Annotated in this window: 21 protein-coding genes; all 21 read right to left on the bottom strand. The window is 45.8% G+C overall.

The window, feature by feature from the left end:
• Positions 1–15 precede the first annotated feature (15 nt).
• The 21 genes from IGI71_RS01095 to IGI71_RS00995 all read right to left on the bottom strand — a co-directional run bounded on the left by IGI71_RS01095 (position 16) and on the right by IGI71_RS00995 (position 21,631).
• Positions 16–1,791 carry a glycoside hydrolase family 35 protein gene (locus IGI71_RS01095; protein WP_430616120.1) on the bottom strand — a complete coding sequence of 592 codons (1,776 nt, stop codon included), beginning with the start codon at positions 1,789–1,791 and terminating at the stop codon, positions 16–18.
• 13 nt (positions 1,792–1,804) lie between these two features.
• Entirely contained in the window at positions 1,805–2,968 is a 1,164-nt protein-coding gene (locus tag IGI71_RS01090; protein WP_086294411.1) for a glycoside hydrolase family 88 protein, read from the bottom strand.
• Positions 2,969–3,118: 150 nt separating this feature from the next.
• Positions 3,119–3,946, bottom strand: coding sequence for a DUF7402 domain-containing protein (locus IGI71_RS01085; protein WP_430616118.1), 828 nt, complete (start codon positions 3,944–3,946; stop codon positions 3,119–3,121).
• Entirely contained in the window at positions 3,921–5,687 is a 1,767-nt protein-coding gene (locus IGI71_RS01080) for a DUF2264 domain-containing protein (protein WP_430616116.1), read from the bottom strand. Before IGI71_RS01080 ends, IGI71_RS01085 begins: the two co-directional genes overlap by 26 nt.
• Before the next feature lie 419 nt (positions 5,688–6,106).
• The gene (gene lacD / locus IGI71_RS01075; RefSeq protein ID WP_430616115.1) at positions 6,107–7,102 is read right to left on the bottom strand and encodes a tagatose-bisphosphate aldolase; all 996 of its coding nucleotides are present in this window, start codon (positions 7,100–7,102) and stop codon (positions 6,107–6,109) included.
• Positions 7,103–7,287: 185 nt separating this feature from the next.
• Entirely contained in the window at positions 7,288–8,457 is a 1,170-nt protein-coding gene (locus IGI71_RS01070; RefSeq protein WP_430616114.1) for an SIS domain-containing protein, read from the bottom strand.
• 179 nt (positions 8,458–8,636) lie between these two features.
• Entirely contained in the window at positions 8,637–9,371 is a 735-nt protein-coding gene (locus IGI71_RS01065; protein WP_005226773.1) for a GntR family transcriptional regulator, read from the bottom strand.
• A gap of 215 nt (positions 9,372–9,586) precedes the next feature.
• Positions 9,587–10,615: a PTS system mannose/fructose/sorbose family transporter subunit IID gene (locus IGI71_RS01060; RefSeq protein ID WP_123833537.1), complete on the bottom strand. Its 1,029-nt coding sequence runs from the start codon at positions 10,613–10,615 to the stop codon at positions 9,587–9,589.
• Positions 10,605–11,411: a PTS mannose/fructose/sorbose/N-acetylgalactosamine transporter subunit IIC gene (locus IGI71_RS01055; RefSeq protein ID WP_430616111.1), complete on the bottom strand. Its 807-nt coding sequence runs from the start codon at positions 11,409–11,411 to the stop codon at positions 10,605–10,607. The genes IGI71_RS01060 and IGI71_RS01055 overlap by 11 nt, the downstream gene beginning before the upstream one ends.
• A gap of 26 nt (positions 11,412–11,437) precedes the next feature.
• Positions 11,438–11,920, bottom strand: coding sequence for a PTS N-acetylgalactosamine transporter subunit IIB (gene agaV, locus IGI71_RS01050; protein ID WP_430616110.1), 483 nt, complete (start codon positions 11,918–11,920; stop codon positions 11,438–11,440).
• 19 nt (positions 11,921–11,939) lie between these two features.
• Positions 11,940–12,215, bottom strand: a complete 276-nt coding sequence (gene yajC, locus IGI71_RS01045) for a preprotein translocase subunit YajC (protein ID WP_008376459.1) — start codon at positions 12,213–12,215, stop codon at positions 11,940–11,942.
• Between the two features lie 2 nt (positions 12,216–12,217).
• Positions 12,218–12,649, bottom strand: coding sequence for a PTS sugar transporter subunit IIA (locus tag IGI71_RS01040; RefSeq protein ID WP_422704999.1), 432 nt, complete (start codon positions 12,647–12,649; stop codon positions 12,218–12,220).
• 648 nt (positions 12,650–13,297) lie between these two features.
• Positions 13,298–13,894, bottom strand: coding sequence for an alpha/beta hydrolase (locus IGI71_RS01035; RefSeq protein ID WP_121260322.1), 597 nt, complete (start codon positions 13,892–13,894; stop codon positions 13,298–13,300).
• 13 nt (positions 13,895–13,907) lie between these two features.
• Positions 13,908–14,516: a flavin reductase family protein gene (locus tag IGI71_RS01030; protein ID WP_430616109.1), complete on the bottom strand. Its 609-nt coding sequence runs from the start codon at positions 14,514–14,516 to the stop codon at positions 13,908–13,910.
• A 15-nt stretch (positions 14,517–14,531) separates the two neighbouring features.
• Positions 14,532–15,425: a VOC family protein gene (locus IGI71_RS01025; protein ID WP_430616107.1), complete on the bottom strand. Its 894-nt coding sequence runs from the start codon at positions 15,423–15,425 to the stop codon at positions 14,532–14,534.
• Positions 15,426–15,438: 13 nt separating this feature from the next.
• Positions 15,439–16,401, bottom strand: coding sequence for a ring-cleaving dioxygenase (locus IGI71_RS01020; RefSeq protein WP_430616105.1), 963 nt, complete (start codon positions 16,399–16,401; stop codon positions 15,439–15,441).
• 10 nt (positions 16,402–16,411) lie between these two features.
• On the bottom strand, positions 16,412–16,840 hold the full coding sequence (locus IGI71_RS01015; RefSeq protein ID WP_010748593.1) for a MarR family winged helix-turn-helix transcriptional regulator: 429 nt from the start codon (positions 16,838–16,840) through the stop codon (positions 16,412–16,414).
• A gap of 300 nt (positions 16,841–17,140) precedes the next feature.
• Positions 17,141–18,205 (bottom strand): bifunctional transcriptional activator/DNA repair enzyme AdaA, encoded by a 1,065-nt coding sequence (locus IGI71_RS01010; RefSeq protein ID WP_074934350.1) that lies wholly within the window; start codon positions 18,203–18,205, stop codon positions 17,141–17,143.
• Positions 18,206–18,500: 295 nt separating this feature from the next.
• Positions 18,501–19,013 carry a glycosyl-4,4'-diaponeurosporenoate acyltransferase gene (locus IGI71_RS01005; protein WP_244323189.1) on the bottom strand — a complete coding sequence of 171 codons (513 nt, stop codon included), beginning with the start codon at positions 19,011–19,013 and terminating at the stop codon, positions 18,501–18,503.
• A 12-nt stretch (positions 19,014–19,025) separates the two neighbouring features.
• Positions 19,026–20,132, bottom strand: a complete 1,107-nt coding sequence (locus tag IGI71_RS01000; protein ID WP_430616103.1) for a glycosyltransferase family 2 protein — start codon at positions 20,130–20,132, stop codon at positions 19,026–19,028.
• 11 nt (positions 20,133–20,143) lie between these two features.
• On the bottom strand, positions 20,144–21,631 hold the full coding sequence (locus tag IGI71_RS00995) for a phytoene desaturase family protein (RefSeq protein ID WP_194199362.1): 1,488 nt from the start codon (positions 21,629–21,631) through the stop codon (positions 20,144–20,146).
• Between the last annotated feature and the right edge of the window lie 504 nt (positions 21,632–22,135).

Genomic DNA, 22,135 nt, shown 5'->3' with positions numbered 1-22,135 from the left:
TCTACTTCTATTTTTTTATTCTACGACAGGTTGATCACAGAAAACGAGTTCCTTGATCTCCACGCCATCGGTTTCAAATACCACGACTTCGTTGCTGCCTTTTTTCAAAAATTCTTTCGGACAGTATAAGGAATGCACGGGGCCACGTTGCCAATAGCGACCAAGATTGATGCCGTTGACGATAACGACGCCTTTCCCATACCCACGGCAATCGATAAACGTATCTCCTACCTCTGTCAGCCTGAAGGTCGTTTGATAAAAGGAGGGGTGTGTCGGATTTTTTCCTGCTTGATAATCGATGGCTTGTAGCTGCTCTGCTGAAAGCGTCAATGGGTAATGACGATAGCCTTGATGAAAATGAATATCTTGCATGATGCCTCCACGGATACCTTTGGCTTGTGTAGGCCCGTTCAATTTAAACCCGTAATTCACGCGCCCTAAGTTTTCCACTAAGACATCTAGCTCGATGGTTTCTTTATCTGGTGCCCCTTGGATCAACAGCTCCTCGCCTAGCGTTTCTTGGTATTGAATCGCCTGTAATTGGCCGTCGGTAAAAATATGCAACCGATCGCTAGCTTCTACCACTTTTAATTTGTTTTCTCGATGATAGTTTTTTAACTGAACCGAATAGAGCAAATAGCCGTAGCCTGTGCTGACAGTTTCCATTGTTAGTGGATACATGTTTTCTTGCGGTGCCATCAGCTGATCTTTGATAGCCAATAATGAGACACTGTTTTCGATGGGAAAGGTTCCTAATGCCGCTAATTGCTTGGTCCGTGGTTTGGCTTGCCACACTTCGGGACAGGCTTCTTTTATGGCTTTTTGTACATGATAGTATTTGTCGGTAGGTTCTCCTGCTTCTGTCAGTAAAGCATCGTAATCATAGCTGGACACTTGTGGTAGATCCAGCGCTCCCCGAGCGGAACAGCCATTGTAAAAGCCAAAGTTCGTGCCTCCATGGAACATGTAAAGATTCAAGGAGCCGACTGCTAACATCTCTTTGACTTCATTGGCTAAGTCTTGACCGTCTCGCTTGATGATCGGCTCGCCCCAGCGGTTGAACCAGCCATCCCAATATTCCATGCACATGATGGGCCAGTTTTTGCCATGTTTTGCCATAAACTCTTTCATCACAGCCGCATTTTCCTTGGAACGGCTGCCGAAATTGCCTGTGACAAAGACGTCGTCTTCAATCAATGTCCCAGCGTCCAAGACTTCTTCCCATGCCCCATCTGAAGTAAACAAGGGTACATCGATGCCGTATTCTTCCATCAACTCCTCGGTCTGGCGCAAATACGCTTTTTCCATTCCATAAGAGCCGTACTCATTTTCCACCTGCATCATGATCACTGGTCCCCCATGGGTGATCTGCAACGGCACAAGTTTTGGGAGCAAGACCTGAAAATAGTTACGCACCTTTGCCATGAAGCGTGGGTCGGTTGAGCGCAACCGCATCGGTTCGTTTAACAGCCAAGCTGGCAGCCCGCCAAATTCCCATTCAGCACAAATGTAGACGGAAGGCCGCAAAATGACCATCAAGCCTAGCGCTTGGGCTTGCTTTACAAAAGCACAGATGTCTTTCATTCCTTCAAAGTCGTAGACTCCTTCACGAGGTTCGTGGAGATTCCAAGGAATGTAGGTCTCAACTGTGTTGGCTCCCAGTGCTTTTAGATTGTAGAGGCTATCTGTCCATTGCGCCGGTGTCATGCGGAAATAATGGATCGCTCCGCTGATCAATTTGATTGGTTTTCCATCTAACAAAAAATCTTCTTTTATCTCAAACGTTCGCATGTCGTCTTCCCCTTTACCAGTATCTTTGCCAATTAGGCAATGCCAATCGGATCAATCCTTCTAAATAGAAATAGTCTCCCCAAAGATTGGGTTCATCGATGCCTTTGCCTTCCGCATGAGCATACACACCATGCAGCAATAAGCCTTCATTTTCTGGCACTTGGCTCGCTGCATACTGCTCGCCTAATTGGTAAAGCATCCCTTTAGCGATTTTTTGGGCATCAGGATATGCCTCCATTTTCTCTGCTTCCAACAAGCCACAAGCCGCGATCGCTAAAGCTGAGCTGTCTTTTTCAGCAGGATGTTGGTCGTTAAAATCAAAGTCCCAATACGGCACGAGATCTGCGGGTAAATGAGCCAAAAACACCTCCACGATCTGCGGATAATTTTCTGGAAAAGGCTGGCTATGCAAGTAGCTTTCATTCAAAGGAAGCCCTAAAATCGCCCAGCTTTGCCCTCGTGCCCAAATCGATTGGTCGCTGTTTCCTTGATGCGTCGCCCCGTGACTTGGCTGCCCCGTTTCTGGATCGAAATAGTACGTATGAAAGGTGGTGGCGTCATTTTTGATGACAGTCTTTCGGACTGTCTGATAATGCTTACTCGCGGCCTCTGCATAGCGAGTCTCTCCCGACAATTGGGTTGCTGCAAATAAAAGCGGCAAGTTCAGTAGCGAATCAATAATCAAGCGGTATTCTTGTGGGTCGCCATAAGTGCCCCAAGCTTGAATAAATTCCCCCTTTTCTTGAAACCGTGCCAGCAAAACATCTGCTGCTTGAATGACTTCTTGCTTGCAGTGTTCATCGCCAGTGATCTTGTAGCCAGCACCGGCGGATAAGCTATATAAAAACCCGATATCATGATGATCTAATACAAAATGGTCGTCTAAGCGCGTTTGAAAACTGTCAATATTCTCCATAGCTCGAGTCAAAAAGTTCTTTTCTTTGGTCCACTCATAGGCGAGCCACAACATCCCCGTCCAAAAGCCATTGGTCCAATCATCGTTGCCTTTCAGCCGATATTTGCCATTGGTGGCACAGGCTGAAGGAAACTGTGTGCCAAAGCGCTGACTATTTTTTTCGATCTGTTGGATGCACGCGGTGATTTTATCCGCTAACCACACATCGGTCACTTTTTCTCCTAACAGGATCAAGCGTTGTTTGTTCTCTTGCAGACGCATGTTTACCCTCTCCTTAACTTGTTAACATATTAACTGAAATCATTATAACGTAAACGCATAAAAAAAGCGACCTTCCTTCATTGATTCCTAAAAAAAGAGCATGACAGCTGCCCACAAATGCAGACCTGTCATGCTCTTGTCCTCTTTTTTTTAACAGTTCCAACCAAATACTTCGATTTGTGTAAGAGCTGGAAATAGGGAATCATCCTCTGCTTTTTGCAGCTCTTTATAGGTTAGCTTAGTCGTTTCTTTTTTCGGAAAACGAACTTCTTGAAATGACGCCGTATTTGTCGTTTCCACCACCAGCTCTTCTCCATCAGCAAAGACCAAGGTCCCTTTGGTCCAATAGCTATCATGGGGATAATCTGCCCGTAATAGGAAGCGAACCCGATCGATCAAGACAGGACGACCAAAATCAATGGTCAATGCAGCATCGGCTTGCTGATTGATGCCCCAAGAAGCAAACGGATACGAACCGTGGGATCGGTTGCCATATTTTCCATCGATCGCATTCTTGGCAAAAAAGACGGAATCATCTCGCGTCTCCACATTCGCTGAAGCATGAGGATACGCCCCTGTCGCTGACTTTTGATCATGGGCATTGAAAGATAAATTTTGATAATTCGTGATCTCAAACGCATGGGCTTTACGCACCATCAGGTGATGGCGCTGCGAGGCAAAGGCCGTTTCCACCGAGGACTTTCGATGAGATTCCGTCCAAGGGATCTGATATTCCCAAGTGGATTGGGAAAGATAGATCAGTGATGGTGCTAAGGTTTCATCAAGCTGAAGGACATAATACGGATTTTCCCCCGTCACCTCAACGACGATCATATCCCCTTCCTCATAGGGATAGTTTTTAATGGCTAATACGGCCAACTCATCACCAGAAACTTGAAACGGCGCGGGTTCTTTTTCATGGTCGATGCGACCGACGATCACCTGGTCCTGCTTATTTTTTATTGCTAGCGTAATCATTTGGATCGCTCCTTTCTTTTTCTACGATACCACCGACTAAACAAATCAAACGGTGCTTCCCTGGCGGAATATGTTGTGCTAAGTATGGAAAACTAGTTCTTGGAAAAAAGACGGAGGTATTGGCTTCTGGCTGAACAATACTGGCTTGTTGATAGCCTTCGATGTTGATGATTTGAGAACAAAATCCCCCTTCACTGACTCGACTCCAGGTCGGTCCTGTTTGGGCCTGAGGCAACCGTCCGATCAGCGGTACACTAAACCCGCCCTCACGAAGGTCCAACGAAATCGTCGTCGTCAACTCGTGTACGCGCAGATGCCACTGACCAAATGGATAAATCTCAGTTTCAATCACTACCTCCTCAAAGGGTGCCCATTGGAAAAAGACGCCTTTTTCCGTCACTCGATAATCCATGACTGCGCCCTTCGTGCGAAAATAGCTGCCATCTCGAGCAATAGCTAATGTGCTATCGAAGGCGCCTTCGGCATACGTGACGCCGGCTTTCGGCACACTGAAGCCAAATTTGCTCGAATAGACGAATTTGCTGTATTTTGCTTGAGCATGGGCTTGCTGTTCCAGCATCAAGCCTGCAGGATACCCCAATAGATGATGGCTTTTTTCATTGTGCACCAGCAACATATTGCCTTTTTCAATCCGTTTTTGCGGCTCTCTTTTGATTGGCTCAGGTTCAGCCCGCCAAAAAGGATGCGTTTCTGCGACCGCTAAAAGCAAAAAGGTCTTCAGCCCCCAATAAGGTGAGCCTGGTGCATTGTACCCTTCTGCCATTACATGATTTTCATAGTGGTACCCGATGGACAAGCGACCATCGAAAGTGAAAATTTCTTGTGCCATCCAATTGCGCAAGTGCTTCGCCAGTAGTCCTCGCACCTGTCCCCATGGGATCGCTTCGACGTCTGCGAAAACCAGCGCCGAGAAAAACGCCCCTTGCGCAAACCGATAAGTCAGGCTGCGGCCATAGGGCAAGGCTTCGCCATCTTCATCAAAATAATAGACGAAGTCTTGCGCAAATAGCGTGGCTCGCTCTTTAAAACGCTGCGCCCATTCTGGATCTTCGTCTTGCATAAATGTAGCGTAAATCAAGCCGTAATAATGAAACGCGAAAGGAATGTAGTAATCTCGCTGCGTCGTTTTCCCGTCTACGTACCAACCATCGCCAACGTACATGGAATCGATCAATGCCAACTCTTGGGACAATGCTTCTTTTGCCAACGGTTCCCCACAGTGAAACAAGGCAACGCGTATCAACACTTTGAAGAATGTCCAGTTGTTCTTAGGAATCTTGCACTCAAGTGCTTGGGAAAGCCAAGCCACTAGCTTTCGCTGGTTCTTCTGCGGCAACGCTGTCCAAAAAGCGTCCTTTTGCAACAATAGGGTCAATGACAATGCGGCTGCTTCCACGATGTATTGATCATAATCCGTGATCCTTCCCCAGTAAAACGCGCGTTCAGGATCTGTCCCTGCTATCACTTTTTCTACGTAAGCTGCTCGTAACGGATCATCTGGGCAAACCCTCCAATAAGGCGCCAGCCCCCACAAAGGACGCACAAGCGCTTCCATCTCAGCCCGTGTTCGGTCATACACGGCCCCACTGCTACCTAGATTCAATCTTGGATAGTCATCTGCCAAGATCGCTGCTTGCAAAGGAGTGATCATGTCTTCCAATGCCCTCTGATAATCCAGACGCGTCAAAAACGGATTCTCTTTGATTGCCATTTTCTTCATACGCCATCTCCTTCTGTCAATTTACAGAACAGAATAGCAAGCCACGGCTTTTTTATCAAGCGATCTTCTACTGGCAATACTGCTGAAAAATGAGAAAAGATTTTGAGGGATTTTTGACTTAACCTGTTAACAAATCTTTTGGGATTGATTTTCTTGCCTTCATTTTCTTTCAACTAGCAAAGTTAACTTAGTCTATATGAAAAAATTATGATAAATCATCCATAGTGCCATGACTTTTTTTTCATAATTTTTTTGCTAACCTTTTTTTGTCTAAATGAGGTCAGCATCCGTTATACTATCAACCTTTTTTCACTAGAAAAAGACACCCTAAAGCCTTAAGTCAGAAGCCTGCCACTTCTTCTCAAAAGCCCTTAAGATGTCTGATTACTGGCCATTTCTCTTGTCAAACAGCGAAAAAACTATTCTTCGACCGCGACTTTGTCCCACCAAGAAGTGGCGGTCTTTTGGATCACTTCATTCAAGTCTTCGATGTGCTGTTTTCCAGTACTTGCTAGCCATTCTTTGGCTGCTTCTGTTCCTTGTTTTACAAAGGGTTCAACACCATCTTTCCACGTTGCCCGGCCGCACAAGACGCCATTGAAGGTGGAGCCAGCTTCTTTGGCAAAAACCAGCGTTTCTTGGAATAAGCTGGCCGATACCCCTGCACTGAGAAAAATAAACGGCAGATGCGTCGCGTCGCTTTGCGCTTTGAAATACGCGGCAGCTTCTTCCTTGGTATACACGGCTTCTTCCTTAGCAAAACCTGCCACATAATTCATGTTGACTGGTACTTCCACCTTTAACACATCGACTTTGTACTGTGGTTTTGAAAATTCCTTCATCAATCCGATGACTTTTTCTGGTTTGCGTTGCGCATATGCTTTTGAGTCGACTTCAGGTAACTTAGCATCATAGGAAAGAACTTCTAAAAAGAAGGGCAGATCAGCGGCTTGGCATTCGCTGCCGAGTCGTTCCACAAAGACGTGTTTCAACTGATTGATCTGGGTAGCTTCATCTACATCATAATAAAGCAAAAATTTGATGGCATCGGCGCCAGCTGCTTTTAATCGCTCAACTGACCATTCCCCTAATAAATCAGGCAAGCGTCCCGGTGTAGTCGCATCATAGCCGGTTTTTTCATACGCCAGCAAAAGCCCCGCCTCTGGATCACGGCTTTGCGCAGCTGCCAACCCATATTCTGGATCTAATAAAATTGAAGACGCGTAAGGGGTCAATTCTTGTGAGACTAGCGTTTTAAACTGGCTGATTTTCTCTGCGTCAGCCTCCACGCCCAGTGCTGCCATCATTTTTTTCAAGGCACCTCGTTGGTCGATCGCTAAAGCTGCGATCACTCCTTCTTTCGTTGACAGGCGATCCATCGCTGCTTTTTTGGCTTTCGTTACGGTTGCTTTCATTAAAATTCCTCCTTTTTTGTCCATGCCAAAGAATCAACCGCTTTCACTTTTTTCAGCGTTGGCGAAACGGTTGTCAGCACGTATAAAAATGTCTATTGATGAAGACGTTCGACTGATTGGCCACCGCACGTATCGACTTCGTACACTAAAAGATACGTGCTCGTGGTGGGCTTTCTCAGTCATCGTTAGTTGTTATACGGATGAATCGTCACGCCTTTGACCACCCGATTGACGGTACGCGTTGGCGAAGGGGTGTCGGGTGTATTCCCGACTTTGATCGATGCCAGCAGTGCGATCGTTTGTGCAAAGACAATGTCTGCTAAGGCTAGATAACCGTCTGGCAATGATGTGTCATCTGGAAAGAAAAAGTTTGTTCCTGAAAAATTCACAGCGGTTGGCTGTCCGATAGCAGTCACTGCGGCGGCGATGCCGTCACTCTTTAATTCCTCCAACATATCAAGATCATACTTCCGCGTGTAGGACGTATTGCTGACAAAGACAAAGACGAGGGTTTGATCATCTACGAATGATTTCGGTCCATGACGGAAGCCCATCGAAGAATCGAACACGGTGGCGATTTTTCCCGCAGTCAGTTCCAATACTTTTAGCTGTGCTTCCCTGGTCAACCCCGACAACGTGCCTGAGCCCAGGTAAACGATCCGCTTAAAGGAACGGTCCGTCAGTACTTGGAGTTCTGTTTCTCTGTCGATCACTTCTTGCCCCAATCGGCTAAGGGTTTCAACATAATGCACCTTTTCTGTCAGAGGCGTCTGGTCAAAAATCAGCAGTGCGGAAAGAGCCATGCAAGAAAAACTTCCCGTCATTGCAAAGCCAGCATCATTTGACCTCTCAGGCATCAATAACAGATAGCTCGTTTCACCAGCGGCAGCTTGTTGTGCCAAAGATCCGTCGGCTGCACAAGTGATCGTCAAATGATAACTGTCGGCAACGAATTGATCGACGATTTTGACCGCTGCTAAACTTTCTGGTGAATTGCCGCTTCTAGCAAAAGAAACGAGCAGTGTTGGTTCATCCGCAAATAAAACTTGTTCTGGAGCTGCGACAATATCCGTCGTAGCAATACTTTCAAAAAGATAATCCGCAGTTGCGCCGGTCTTATTCAAGTAAGGAACGATCGTATCTCCAACATATTGCGACGTCCCCGCTCCTGTGAAGACTACCCGAATGCGTTTGTCCGTCTTTTGCTTGATGGTACGTAAGAAAGCCGCGATCGCCTCTTGCTTTTCTTGATAGATCGTCAAGGTTTCTTGCCAAAGTTCTGGCTGTTGTTTGATTTCTCTTGTTGTAATCTCCGCACCTAATTCTGCTAATTCCTTTGTTGACAGTTGAAACATCTTTCTTCCTCCTAGCTACTGTTTTTCCAGTATGTATTCCCAGTGACGGTGCGAGGAGCGCTTGTCTTGGATGAATGCTTAGCGATCACCCAAAGGGCAAACTTCCCCGACCTCACTGGTTTTGAATACATGCCTTTTCTTTGCTCGAGTGGATCATTTCAGACTGTCTAGGAAATGCGCTACTCGTCGTTACGCAAGTGGCGGACTTTGTATCTAAATTGGTCTGCTCGAGCAACACTCAAGGTGTATTCGATCACTTCATTTTCAATATTGAACGTGCTGCGTACCAGGTTCAACACTGGCGCACCTTCGTGGATTTTCAGCAATGCCGCATCTTTTGCACTGGCAATACTGGCAAAAAATTCTTCGTCCGCGAGGCGGATCACTTGATGAAAGTCTTCATGGAAGATGTCGTACAATGGTTTTTGCTCGATCATCTCACTCGTTAAATGCATGAAGCGTTTGACCGGCAGATAAGAACGCTCGATCATCATCGGTTGGCCATCAGCAAGACGCAATCGTTTTAACTTGTAGATCGGCTCGCCGATGGAAACTTGCAACTGAGTGGCAAAATATTTTGTCGCTTCCATTTTTTTGAATGCCAATACTCTAGTTTCTGGTTGTTTCCCTAGTGCTTTCATCTGTTCGGTAAAACTATACGAACCTGATAAATTGGTTGCCTGCTTGCGGATATCCGAGACAAAGGTGCCTTTGCCATGTTGGCGATAAATATAGCCTAATTTTTCTAACTCCTGTAGAGCCAAGCGAACGGTGGTCCGACTTAATCCGTAGCGCTTTGACAGCTCTCTTTCTGAGGGAAGCATTGTGTCTGCTTCCATTTCATTTTCGATTTTTTCAATCAGTAAATTTAACAATTGATCGTATAATGGTTGTCGATTTTTATTGATATTCATAAGCCCCTCCAAACTGGTTACTACCACATAACGAGTGTACTATTTCCCGATAGGCGTGTCAAACAATCGTCTACAGGGGCTCTGTTTCCTGAATTTGCGTCCTTTCACGCAGGAAAATGAACCAATTGCCAGCACGAGCTAAGCTAAAAAAGTCAGCTGTTGCTTGCTTAGCAAAACTCCTCCTACGTGTTGCGCCGTTTCTTCTGCTAGCTTGCTTATTGCGGCCAAATGGATGGATACAGGCCAAAGCCAGAACCGATCAAGCCGATCACTAGCAGCAAAGCGATACATTTCAACGGCGTCCAGCCGCGTTTTGATAAGAAGAAATACAGCATCAATGTGATGGTCAATGGAATCACTTGCGGCAAGATCCCATCGAGGATTTTTTGAATATCGATCGTCACAGGCACTTCGTTGACTTTGTTAAACGTCAATTCATATTTGCCGTTAGCCAGTTCGTTGACCGCCGCATTTTCTTGCAGTGTGTCAGTCAAATGACCATTCTCATCCGTGGTATACAACATGTCTTCGTAAGCGGCAATGGCTGCTTGATCATCCACGATCGTCGTCGCTTGCGTCACTTCATTGGTAGTGCCGTTAGGGATCTGAATATCCAAAGACGTAGCTCCATACACGCAGGTCAAGGAGCCGACAACAAAAATCCCTAAAATACTGGCTGCTCGGGTAAACTCTTTGGCATTTTCCGTTAAGATGCCAATTGCATCTGTCCCTAAACGATAGGACCAGTGCATCAAGAAGTACCGCAAACCAAATTGGGCCGCATTGAATACTAGTAAGAATATAAACGGTGCAGCGATATTGCCGCTGATCGCCATATTGGCTGTGATACCCGCCGTGATTGGTACCAAGGTAAACCAGAACAACGCATCACCGATCCCGCCTAACGGTCCCATCGCGGCGACTCGCACTGCCCGAATCATGGGAATGTCGGCTTTATTTTGTTCCATCGATAGAATGATCCCCATCACAAAGTTCACGAGGAATGGATGAGTATTGAAAAACTCTAGGTTATGGCTCATTGAAGCAGCCAAGTCCTTTTCATTTTTGTGGATCTTTTTCAATCCCGGTAAAATACTGAATAACCAGCCTCCTGCCTGCATTCGCTCATAGTTGAAAGAGGCTTGTAGAAATAAGGAACGCCAGACCATATTGTTCAAGGTCTTTTTATCCAGTTGTTCTGCGGGCGCTTGTTCGCTATAAGAATCGGGAATATTATATGCCATCTTCGTCGCCTCCGAAATCATAGGTATTGGCTGCTGCTACTTTAAATTTGGACTGGATTTGATAATCCCAAAAGGCTAATGCAAAACCGATAAAGGCTAGAATGATCAAGGCTGGTCCTTGTAAAGAAGGTGCCGCCATTACGATCGTGGCTAAACCAAACCCCATAAAGAAGAAGCCCCACATTTCTTTGGAAACCATCACTTTTAGTAAAATCGCAAAACCGACATACCGCATCATGCCCCCAGCTGCGCCGAGCCCACCCATCAACCATTGAGGGATCGCTGCGACCGCCTGATTCCCGAAGGCAGCACCGCCGATAAAGAATAAGACCACGATCAAGCCAAAGATCGTTCCAAGACCCGCCATCGCTAAATAATTGATTCGATCAATGCCCTTCGTATTGGCATCATGGGCGTAGCTGTCGGCTTTTGACATTACTGGTGACATTAGTGAGAAGATAATCGTCACCCCATATTGCCCCAGCAAAGAAAACGGAATCGCCGTAGCAACCGCTACTGTTGGTTCTAGCTGCAGCGTGATTGCTAAGATTGCTGCCATAATTCCGCCAATCACCGCATTTGGCGGTTGCGCGCCGCCCACCGGCATATTGCCGATCGTCATTAACTGATACGTTCCGCCAACGATCAAGCCGGTTTGAAGATCTCCAAGAATAAGTCCGATAACAATCCCAGTAACAATGGGTTGATACAATGATTCTAAAAAACTAAATTGATCGATCGCGGCAATGAATGTGACTATGAAGACTAAAATGATTTGAAAAATCGTGTAATCCATTTTCTTTCTCCTTCCTTACCTCTGCATTACTGAAACAATTTCTTTTCATCTTCAACAGGTGTCGTTGGAACCCGCTGGATCACTAATTGCACCCCCATTCCCTTCAGTTTTTTAAAGGCATCGACATCTGCTTCATCGACGGCAACTGTCGTAGCAACCTGTCTTTTCCCTTCTGACATATGCATATTCCCAATGTTCAGTTTCTTGATCGGCACCCCACCTTCAGCTAATTTCAACGCATCTTGCGGATTTTCAACCACCATGAAAATCTTTTGTTTTGGCGATGCTTTATGAATGATCTCGATGGTTTTTTGAAGCGAGAAATACCTCGTTTGGACGCCAGCTGGCGCCGCCATATCCATCAACCCTTGTCTGACTTTGTCTTTGGCGACCTTATCGTTTGCCACTAAAATTAGATTTGCCCCCAACGTACCGTTCCATTGGGTGGCAACTTGCCCATGAATCAACCGATTGTCGATTCGCGTCAATAAAATATTTGGTTCTCCCATAAATATGTCCTCCTTCTATTTACTGCATGATTTCTGCAACCGCACTACGTTCTACTTCGATCACCGTTCCCGATTTCACCCTTAGATCCACTGTCTCTTTCCCAAGTGCTTGAATCTCCCCAATAATGCCGCCGTACAATTTGATTTTCTGTCCCTTTTTCAAGGACTGCTGCAATTCAGCGAAATAGCCTTTTTGCTTTTTCAGATGTTTCCCATTCAAGAAAGATGAGACCGCCAAAAAGAGAAAGAGAAAAACAAGCACCACGATTGAGGCTGCTAAGATCATTTCCCACATCGTTAAATCCCTTCTTCCTCATTGATTTCCTCATGGCCTTTGATCTTTCCGTGAAAAATACCGCTCTTGCCAATCTCTGCCAGTTCTTGACAAAAACGCTCTGGATCAGTTGCCGTATATCTAGTCAACGAACCTTCCACTAGCATCAGTAGATTGCTGCCGCCGATGACCTCGACTTGCGGGTCCTCATTGGCAGCGGTCATCGCAACATTAAAAGGGGTCCCGCCTACAAGGTCTGCACAAATCACGACCCCATCACAGGTTTCCTTTAATTGATCGATTGCTCCTTGCAACTCTTTTTCAAAGTCAGCTAACGGATTTTCCTCTAAAAACGGCACTGCTAGAAACTGTTCTTGCGGCCCTGCAATCATCGCAAGCGCATTTTCCATCCCTTGCGCAAATCCTCCATGACCTGTTAAAACCAAACCAAGCATCTTATGTCCTCCCCTTACCCTCAACTGGTAGTAACCACATATCCAATATAAACGCTTTCATTTTGTCTGTCAACAAAAATTTTGTTTTTATATAAAAATGTCTTTGTTATCTTTAAATACGAAAAATAGCGCCAAAACAATGATTATAAAACAATAAATTACTTGATAAAGGTATTTAAGTTCATCAACAGCACTACAATAATGTTATTTTTAACTAATAAATCCACTGGTTTTTGTGCCCTGGTATCTAAAGAACCAGGAGTCACTCCACCATTCATCGATACAACAATAAACGTTGTTAAATAAAGGAACTATCAGCAAATTTGCTGCCTTAATAAAAAAACCAGCTAGGTATAATCCCTAACTGGTTTTGATCATCACCAAACTCATTTTCCATTATGCGTTTTATTAAATTGTATTACCATTTTTTTTAGGAATAATTCATGTTATTAACTTAAACAGGTTAGAGATAACAAGCTACCTTATAATCTAGAAGCTTTAAGAATATAAAAACCACCCATACTAACAGAACTAATGTAAAGCATATCTTGGTGGAGCTGATCTACTCTCTGTTCAATGTTTTCACGTGAAACAAAAAAACCTAACCAACCAGCAGGATCGCTGTTTGATTAGGAAAGAGGCACTGCTTTATTGTTCGGTCAACCACGTGCGCGAGTGTTCGACTTCTTCATACGTTAACTGATGACTTGGGGTCCAAACGGTTGAAAGGACTGCACCCCGTGAGGTGAAGATCTCTTGGACGTAAGCACTGTCAGCTAGGGAAACGATCGGGTCGTTTCTGCCAAAACTCAGAAACACATGAGTGTCAGGCAAGGAATTCGTCGGTAAATTCTCGACTGGATACATGGCGTGGTAGAGGATCGCTTTTTTGAAGTGGTCGCTATCATTTAGTAATAAGCGAATGGCAATGTTGGCGCCATTGGAATAACCCACCAGTACCACTTGGGCTAATGAAAAGTTGTATTCTTTGGCGGCTTGCCGAATGAAATCGGCTAATTCGTCGCCGCGAAGTGCTAAGTCGGCTTCATCGTACACCCCTTCAGCTAGGCGTTTGAAGTAACGGGGCATGCCGTTTTCTAAGACATTGCCGCGAATACCTAATAGTGACGCTTGGGGATCAAGGGCTTTTCCTACTTCTAGCAGCGACTGTTCGTCGCCACCGGTGCCGTGGAGCAGCACCAAAACTGGTGCGTCAGCTGCTCCTTGTTGGTAGATTGCTTTCATCGAAGTTCCTCCTTTAACTTGGTCGTTTGATATCGAAAATCTCCCCAATCGTTGCGTAAGAATTTCCCGCTAGCCGGCTGACTGCTTGTAAGGCACGGGGATCGATCTTGCCATCTTGATAGACATCTTCTGCAATCTGGTAGCCGACAACTTCCAACAATAAGAGATCGGCAGTGGTCTGCTGGTCTTTTTTGATGGGTACGTGTTGATGCAGAATCGTTTCTAAGCGTACATTGGCTTCTTTCAAGCCAGGAACGGCAATTGTTTTCGATGTCGTTGTGGTAAATCCAGAAACCGTCAACTCGCTTTGGTCTGCGGGCAATAATGCCGCGGTTTTATTGGCCTCTTGGACATTTGTTTGATCCAAAATATGCACGACGGCTTCTTTCGTCGCCAACAGATTGCGGGCAGTGTCTTTCAGTTCCCCTTCTTTGCGCTGGATAGCCAACGAGAGGATCACGGGTTCTGAGCTGACGATGTTAAAAAAACTGAATGGGGCGATGTTGACGATACCATCGGCTGATTGCGTACTGACCACTGCCACTGGCCGTGGAATGATGGAGCCAATCAGTAGTTTATAATTTTCTCGTTGGGTCAAATCCTTGGGATCTAAATAGTGCATACAGCGTCTCCTTTTCTAAACCGATAAATCTGGCAAGCGATCCTCGATCTCTGCACGGCGGCTTTCAAATTGGGCTGGCAGCATCAACTGCTGTCCTAACGTTTCTAATGGTTCATCAACTAAAAAGCCTGGGGTTTCTGTTGCGATCTCAAAGACGATGTTGCCCCGCTCTTGGAAATAGACGGCTTTGAAATAGTTGCGGTCTTTGATTTCAGTGACGCCGTATCTTTGATCGTACAAGTACTCTTGCCACTCTTTTTGCACTGCTTCCGTTGGCACAGACCACGCGATGTGATGGACGGTGCCGACACCCCAGCGCCCTGCTGGCATTGCTTCATGGGGCACGACGATCTCATGAGCGAGGATGCCTGCGGTATGAAGATGGGTGCTTTTCTCTGTTTTGTTAAAAATGTTCAGTCCTAGATCATCTGCCAACGTTTGAATGGTCGCTTCTGGTTGTGCCGAAAGCAAGACGGCCCCATGAAAGCCTACAATCGCTGGTGTTTCCGCCGATTCTTCGGCTTCGACTAGCGCCAAAGACAGGTCATGCTGATCATGAAGTTCTAAAGTTGGCCGGTCAAACAATGTACTTTCTTGGACAGTTACTTGATGTTTCGCCAAATGTTCTTGCCAATAGGCACTGCTGCCTTTAGGAATACGAAAGGCGATCGTGCCGACTTGTCCGCTTCCTACTCGTCCAGGATGGGCATTTTCCCAAGGGAAGAAAGTGATGATGGTCCCATTTTCTAACGCTTGATTGCTGTAATAAAGATGATACGTGTAAGGATCATCAAAATTGACGGTTTGTTTGACGAGGCGCAACCCCAACACGTCACGGTAAAAGGCAACGTTCGTTTGCGGATCGCCTACGATGGCTGAAATATGGTGGATCTGTTGAATGGGTTGCATACTATGTGCCTCCTTAGGCGCGTTTTGTATTGAAGGGTTTGATGACTCCTTCGATGTATTCACGGCGATTTTCTAAAAATGGTGCCAATGATAAGGATTCACCCAATGTTTCGTACGGCTCATCCCCCATAAACCCTGGTTCATCTGTCGCTAGTTCAAAAAGAATATGGCCGATGCGCACATACAACGACTCAAAATAGTAGCGATCGACATAGCCAGAGTTGGCCAATCCCAAGTTATCAAAGACTTCTTGCCAAACTGCTAATGAGTCATGGTGAGCTAAGCGAAAAGCCACATGATGCACTTCGCCGTCCCCTTGTTGTGCTTGTGGGCTCGTGGTATCTTCCACTAAAACGACTTGAGCGCCATTGCCACCTTCACCGACTTCTAGCAAATAGCGATTATCTACTTGATCAATGGTTTTGAAATCAAAAACGGATTCCAGCAGCCCTTTGAAATCTGCCAAATAAGAAACAGACATTTCAACAGGACCTAAGCCATAAATCGCAAACTCAGTAGGAACGGGTCCTTTTTTCCAAGGAGTACCAGCTTTCACGCCAGTATTGTGTTCATCAGAGATCAGTTGATAGGCTTGCGTATCAAAATCCCAAAAGCGCAACACTTTTTTCCCAAATTCGGTGGTGATTGCCTCGTGTTTTACCTCAAATTCATCAAAGCGTGCGGCATAATAATCAAGGGCTGCGTCACTGGGCACTCGGAAACTGGTACGGGTGATTGAATTGGTTCCTTTGCTACCACGAGCGGTATTGGGAAAATCAAAGAACGTCATGGTCGTTCCCGGTGTCCCTAAATCATCCGCAAAGTAAGTATGGTACGTATAGATGTCATCTTGATTGACGGTTTTTTTCACTAAACGCATCCCTAACACATCTGTAAAGAAATGGTAATTCCGTTCCACATCACTTGTCATAGCCGTCACATGGTGTACCCCTAATAATTGGTTTTGTTTTCTCATTTTCTTTTCCTCATTTCTGATCGTAAGTTATTTTTCGTAAAATTGTTTTTAATTGTTGCAATTCTTCACTGCTGAGTTCGGAAAAACTCGCCGCAATCTTTTGTGCATGACTGGGAAAAATTTTCTCCATCAACGCCCTGCCTGCTTCCGTAATACTGACGTATGTTACCCGTTGATCTTCTTGGCTAGGTTCCCGTTGCACGCAGCCTTTTTTGACTAATTGATCGACCACGTAGGTTGTGGAGCTGCTGGCGATCAAGATTTTTTCCTTGATGGCTTGCGTCGTATGGGTGCCTTTATGGTAAAGCAATTCCAGTACGGAAAACTCTGTGATATTTAAGCCATAACAACGGACATCTTTTTTTGCCACTTGTTCCAAACGACTCGCCGTACGCAGCAAACCGATGTACGCTTTGAGCGCTTCTTCTTGATGCGCCATTTTCCTCACCTCTTTATTTCGAATTCGAGATAATCATAACTTACTTTTTGTAAGTTGTAAAAGGATATGCTTTGGTTATTTAAGAAAATCATTCAATGCTTATTTTTGTAGAGATAAAGAACACTTAGACACTAACGACGGTCCTCGCCTTTTCTCTATGAACCCGCCAAATCTAAGAAAAAAAGCGGAACTTATGAAAGGTTCCATAAGTTCCGCTAAATATATATTTCAATGAAAAGGATTCGATCCATTCCATGTACCGATCAATGAAGCGCTGATTCCGACGCATACTTGTCCTTTTTAGATCATTGTGGTCGGCTGCACCTGCTTTTCCAAAGCCAGCAGCCACTTTTTGCGTTCGATCCCGCCACCATAGCCGCCGATACTGCCATCGCTATTGATGACGCGGTGGCATGGAACGATCAACGCCAATTGATTTTTTCCGTTGGCATTGGCAACAGCTCGGGTAGCTTTTTCATTGCCGATTCGCTGTGCCAATTGTTTGTAAGAGTATGTTTCTCCGATCTTCATCGCCAACAGCTGCTGCCAGACGGCTTTTTGAAAATCAGAGCCGATCAATGCGATGGGTACCGTGAAGGCAGTTCGATTCCCTGCAAAATATTCCGTCAGTTCTTGTTTGAGTTGCTGAATGATTGCTGTTTGCTGCGGAATGATCACTGCATTCAAGCGGCTTCTCAAAACAGCAATCTCCGTTTCTAGCCCTCTGCGATCCACGAATTCTAACAAGTAAAGCTGCTGCTGGTCGCTGATCGCCAACATCGATCCCAGCTTGGTCTCAAGCCAAGCAGAAGAAAGAATCGTTTTTTCGCGGCTGTTGGAAGGCAACTCCCCCATAATCCGAGAAAACGCATCTCGAAAGCCGTTGCCAGAATCGAAACCGGCTTCTAATTGCGCTTGGATCAGCGGTTCTCCTTCACGAATCTGCTTAAACGCTAATCCTAAGCGGCGTGCACGGGAGTATTCGATAAAGGTCATGCCAAAATATTTTTTGAATTGTCGGCGTGCGGTATTGGGATGGATCGCTAGTGCTTCAAAATCTTTGTCGGTCCACTTTTTCTCTGGGTTACTCTCCACGGCTTCCACCAGGCTTTTCACGTCAGGGGATAAGTGGCTAGGCGAGCTGAGCGGGCGACATCGTTTGCAGGGACGATACGCCGCCAGCAGCGCTTCTTGTGCCGTCTGAAAAAACTCGCAATTTTTTTTGAGCGGTTTTTTCGCTGGGCAGGTGGGACGGCAAAAGACGCCGGTGGTTTTTACCCCAACGTAAAAAATCCCTTCATATTGGGAATTTTTTTCAATCAACATGTCGTAATAGTGGTCCCGTTGTCGGCTATCTTCAATCACCTTGCGTATCCCTCCCTCTTTTCTACACTTACAAAAATACTTCGTGCCTGTCCAAACACACGATCAACCAATGCAGCAGTCTGCAATGGCAGTTCGAAAATTTGCCCACATCCTTCTGATGACATACGATCACCCTTTCCTTTGAATGACCTTAGTGTACAAAAAATGGACTTGGCACATCCCATAAAAATTAACACCAATTTTTTAAAAAGGATCGAAGGCAGTTGCCCTCCGATCCTTTTGATTTCCAGTTTGCCTATTTTTCAGCGAATCTTAAAGCGGCACCTACAGGAACCTAGACCGTCGCCTTCTGCTTGACTTGCAGGGCACTTTTTTTCCGCAAGACTCGCTCCAGACGGGGGCGATTGTAGCGTTGGATCATGATAAATGGGCAGTTAGCCAATAACGCATAGACGATCATCACCCAGCCCGCCCACGCAGGATTCCATAGGAAAAAGAACGGTGCTGGAACCATCAGCAGCCAATGGGTCAGCTCTGCTCGGCGTGTCTCGATGACGAATTTTTCCAGATAGTCCTTTTGCTGTTGAGCCAAGCGGGATTTGTCAAAGCCTTTTTTGGCAATCACAGTGCCGTCGGGCAATTTGTCTTTCCACTGACGAATACGAAACACCTCCGCCCAGATCCTACCGCCTTTTTCAAAGGCAAAAGAACGGAACCAGTTGGCATGACGTTCAAAAAAGGCATCACTGACTTTGCGCAAGCCAAAGGAGATGCCTAGATGTAACAGCAGCCAAGCCAAGCTGTCTGTAATGAGCAAGAGCAGTGGGGATAAGGTGATCAGCGGCATGTGCATCGCCTCCTATAAATTGATTTTGCGTCCTTTCCAGGTCACGGATTTCAACAAATGGGTTTGGATCCACGACCAACCAAATAAGCCTAGGAAAAAAAGAAAGTAACATGGGAAAAAAAGCAACAGGATTCGGTTGAAGTTGCCGACACGGCGGGCAAAGCACAGAGTTTGTCCAAAATAAGCAGCATAAAAAAGCAGTCCTAGCCAAAGCGGTTCCATCAGAAATGGTGCCGCCAGTACCCCAATGCCGCCGCTGATCCACAAGATGACGCCCGCCATAATCAAAGGGTGAGTGGATTGCGAAGCAGTGGCAAAGTCCTTCGTCCAGCCTTGAACAAGTTGACGAACACCAGCTGGATACATCCGAAAGGCCACCAAGTCTTTTCCACCATACAAGGCGATCGGCAAGCGTTTTTTCTTAAAGCGTCTCGCTAATGCTAGATCATCTAAGATTCCTTGTGGCATGTCCTGATGTCCATTGGCTTGAAGGTACCCAGTTTTGCTGCACAAAATACACGGACCAAAGGCACCGCCAGCTGAGAGTTTTTCGCCTACGATAGAAAAGCGGTTCAACCCGACAGGTAAGACGACATTAAAGACGGCAGACAGTTGTTCATACAGGCGCTTCGTTTGATGGTAGGGCTGCACCGAGAGCAGTCCTTGTCCCGATCGCTCCTCATACACAGCGAAAAGACGCTCTAAGCCATCTTCTGCTAGAAAGAAGGTATCGGCATCCAAAAATAATAGATACTTGCCCACCGCTTGTGAGGCGCCTAACCAGCAAGCCGCCGCTTTCCCAGCAGAATCAGCAGTGGTTTGCAAGACCGTCGCACCGAAGCCCTTGGCACAGGCGATCGTCTCGTCTTCCGATCCGTCATCAACCACCAAAATCTCCACAGGATGAAGGGTTTGCTGCTGCAAGGATGCCAACAATTGCGGCAAATTTTCTGCTTCATTGCGGGCGGGGATGATGATCGACAATTCTGCCCTCTCCTTCAAGTCTTTGGATGCGGCTGTCTCCTTGCGGGTGGGTATCGTCGGCAGGCGGAAAAAAATCAGCCAGCCTGCCAGCCAAGCAGCGCAAATACCAGCGAGCAGCAGGTACACAGTCATCATCCTTTCTTGTCTTAGTGTTCTCTTTTGGTGATCATCTCACTGACTTGCTGGCCACTAAGGGTCACCATCGGCATGCCGGCACCGGGATTGACCGTACCGCCAACGAAGTATAGATTTTCGTAGCGTTCGCTGTGTTTCGGGTGTTTAAAGCCATGATTTTTCTTGCGATTAGAGACCGTGCCGTAGATGGCGCCGCGATGTGACAAATAATTCTTTTGGATGTCTTCGGGTGTCCAGCGGTCTTCATACACGATGTGCTTGCGTAGATCCGTTAAGCCCATGTTTTCCAGCTTGATCAAGATCCGTTCACGAAAGGCATCGTATTCCGCTTCCGTAAAGGGTTTATCCTGCAAATAAGGGATATGGGGCAGGATTTTGATGTTCTCATGCCCTGCCACTGTTTGCGAAGGATCGGTTTTGTTGGCATTGACCAAATAGATCGTTGGGTCTTCCGGCAGCTGATGCTGATGGAAATTTTGATCAAAGTTTTCTTTTGAGGCATTGGAAAAGAAAAAGTTGTGGTGCGCCAGTTGCGGATAGGAGGTTTTGACCCCTAAGTGCAAGACAAAGCCAGAACTTGCTGGTTCAAATTTTTCTTCCAGTTTTCGAGTAAAGGTCGGCGCTTCTTCTAACAGCTCTTCATAAGCCGGGATCACTTCCATGTTGGAAACAAAATAGTCGGCTTCGATCAACGTACCATCATCCAAACGAGCGGCACGGATTTGTTCTTGTTCAACGATCAATTTTTCCACTTTATGTCCCGTATGGAAGGTCACACCGATCTCTTTTGCTAAGCGAACGATGCCTTCGGCTAAACGATGCATCCCACCTGGTACGTACCAGACACCTTGGGCATGCTGCATATAGATCATCATATTCAAGACAGCTGGGGCGTCATAAGGAGACGAGCCGACATACTTGATAAAATAGCTCAGCATGTCTTGCAGCTGCGGATTGCTGACACGTTTTTGAATGGCATCATGCATGGAAGAGAAATAATCAAAGCCTTTCAGCGCTTTGATCACGCCGTGATACTTCAAGATTTCTTTCGTGGTATCTAAGCCTTTCTCGAAATAGCCTTTTTCCGTGATATCATAAATCTTTTGCGCATAGTCCAAAAAGTCTTGATACTCTGCCATGTCTTTTTCCGACAAGTGGGGGTTTTCCTTTGCCATGCGGGCAAGATCGCCATAGAGATCAATCTTGGTGCCATCGGGGAAAAAGGAGCGCCATTCCAATGGCAATCGGCGAATCGCAACATAATCCGCCATATCGCGATTGCTGCCAGTAAATAATTTTTCAAAAATCTGCGGCATCGTCAAAATCGAAGGACCTAAGTCAAAGCCGAAGCCGTTTGTTTCCAGTCGGTTCAATTTGCCACCTAAATGGTGATTTTTTTCATATAATGATACATCAAAGCCATTTTGGGCTAATGAGACCGCCGCTGATAGACCACCAAGTCCGCCGCCGATCACTACAACTGTTTTTTTCTCATTCATTGAATTGCTCCTCGTTTGCTTTAATAAACGTCCCTATTTAGCCAATTCTTTTCACCGAAACAGACGGTTGCGTCTCACTGCAACTGCGTGTCTTCGCACTATTTTGGCATTGGCAACTTGAATCAAAGGATCGTTTTTCTAGATAATTCTATAGTATCACACCTTTGAAAAAATGACGGGGATGAGCCTACCGGTCAACTGATGCTGTTTTTTCTCAACCATGATTTCAGCGAATGAAAAAACAACCTGCTGGAAAAGAAAGGAAACCCAGTCATTTCGCCCATTCCGAAAATATTCTTTTTATAACAACAATTATCAGAATAGTTGAACATTTTTGACGTTAATACCAGCGAAAAACAAATCTTCGTATGGTTACGAAAAAACGCGTTTGAGCCAATTTGGAATATCCTGTACATTGAATGTAGCGAAAGTCCTTCCCCCAATCATTAAAAAAAACAAAAGGGCCTTCTCAGTAAGACATTGCTTAACAGTGACTCTTTTTGA

The organism is Enterococcus sp. DIV1279b (genome assembly GCF_050531515.1).
GTDB lineage: Bacteria > Bacillota > Bacilli > Lactobacillales > Enterococcaceae > Enterococcus_D > Enterococcus_D casseliflavus.
This window is presented reverse-complemented; position numbering and strand designations above follow the sequence as displayed.

Bases quoted from the DNA above. Each gene is read 5' to 3' on its own strand.
- IGI71_RS01020 (WP_430616105.1), bottom strand. From the start codon at position 16,401: ATGAGAAAACAAAACCAATTATTAGGGGTACACCATGTGACGGCTATG.
- IGI71_RS01065 (WP_005226773.1), bottom strand. From the start codon at position 9,371: ATGAATATCAATAAAAATCGACAACCATTATACGATCAATTGTTAAAT.
- IGI71_RS01030 (WP_430616109.1), bottom strand. From the start codon at position 14,516: ATGCACTATTTAGATCCCAAGGATTTGACCCAACGAGAAAATTATAAA.
- IGI71_RS01080 (WP_430616116.1), bottom strand. From the start codon at position 5,687: ATGAAGAAAATGGCAATCAAAGAGAATCCGTTTTTGACGCGTCTGGAT.
- yajC (WP_008376459.1), bottom strand. From the start codon at position 12,215: ATGTGGGAAATGATCTTAGCAGCCTCAATCGTGGTGCTTGTTTTTCTC.
- IGI71_RS01005 (WP_244323189.1), bottom strand. From the start codon at position 19,013: ATGCCGCTGATCACCTTATCCCCACTGCTCTTGCTCATTACAGACAGC.
- agaV (WP_430616110.1), bottom strand. From the start codon at position 11,920: ATGGGAGAACCAAATATTTTATTGACGCGAATCGACAATCGGTTGATT.
- IGI71_RS01085 (WP_430616118.1), bottom strand. From the start codon at position 3,946: ATGATTACGCTAGCAATAAAAAATAAGCAGGACCAGGTGATCGTCGGT.
- IGI71_RS01090 (WP_086294411.1), bottom strand. From the start codon at position 2,968: ATGCGTCTGCAAGAGAACAAACAACGCTTGATCCTGTTAGGAGAAAAA.
- IGI71_RS01055 (WP_430616111.1), bottom strand. From the start codon at position 11,411: ATGGATTACACGATTTTTCAAATCATTTTAGTCTTCATAGTCACATTC.
- IGI71_RS01040 (WP_422704999.1), bottom strand. From the start codon at position 12,649: ATGCTTGGTTTGGTTTTAACAGGTCATGGAGGATTTGCGCAAGGGATG.
- IGI71_RS01035 (WP_121260322.1), bottom strand. From the start codon at position 13,894: ATGAAAGCAATCTACCAACAAGGAGCAGCTGACGCACCAGTTTTGGTG.
- IGI71_RS01015 (WP_010748593.1), bottom strand. From the start codon at position 16,840: ATGGCGCATCAAGAAGAAGCGCTCAAAGCGTACATCGGTTTGCTGCGT.
- lacD (WP_430616115.1), bottom strand. From the start codon at position 7,102: ATGAAAGCAACCGTAACGAAAGCCAAAAAAGCAGCGATGGATCGCCTG.
- IGI71_RS01095 (WP_430616120.1), bottom strand. From the start codon at position 1,791: ATGCGAACGTTTGAGATAAAAGAAGATTTTTTGTTAGATGGAAAACCA.
- IGI71_RS01070 (WP_430616114.1), bottom strand. From the start codon at position 8,457: ATGTTTCAACTGTCAACAAAGGAATTAGCAGAATTAGGTGCGGAGATT.
- IGI71_RS00995 (WP_194199362.1), bottom strand. From the start codon at position 21,631: ATGAATGAGAAAAAAACAGTTGTAGTGATCGGCGGCGGACTTGGTGGT.
- IGI71_RS01025 (WP_430616107.1), bottom strand. From the start codon at position 15,425: ATGCAACCCATTCAACAGATCCACCATATTTCAGCCATCGTAGGCGAT.
- IGI71_RS01060 (WP_123833537.1), bottom strand. From the start codon at position 10,615: ATGGCATATAATATTCCCGATTCTTATAGCGAACAAGCGCCCGCAGAA.
- IGI71_RS01000 (WP_430616103.1), bottom strand. From the start codon at position 20,132: ATGATGACTGTGTACCTGCTGCTCGCTGGTATTTGCGCTGCTTGGCTG.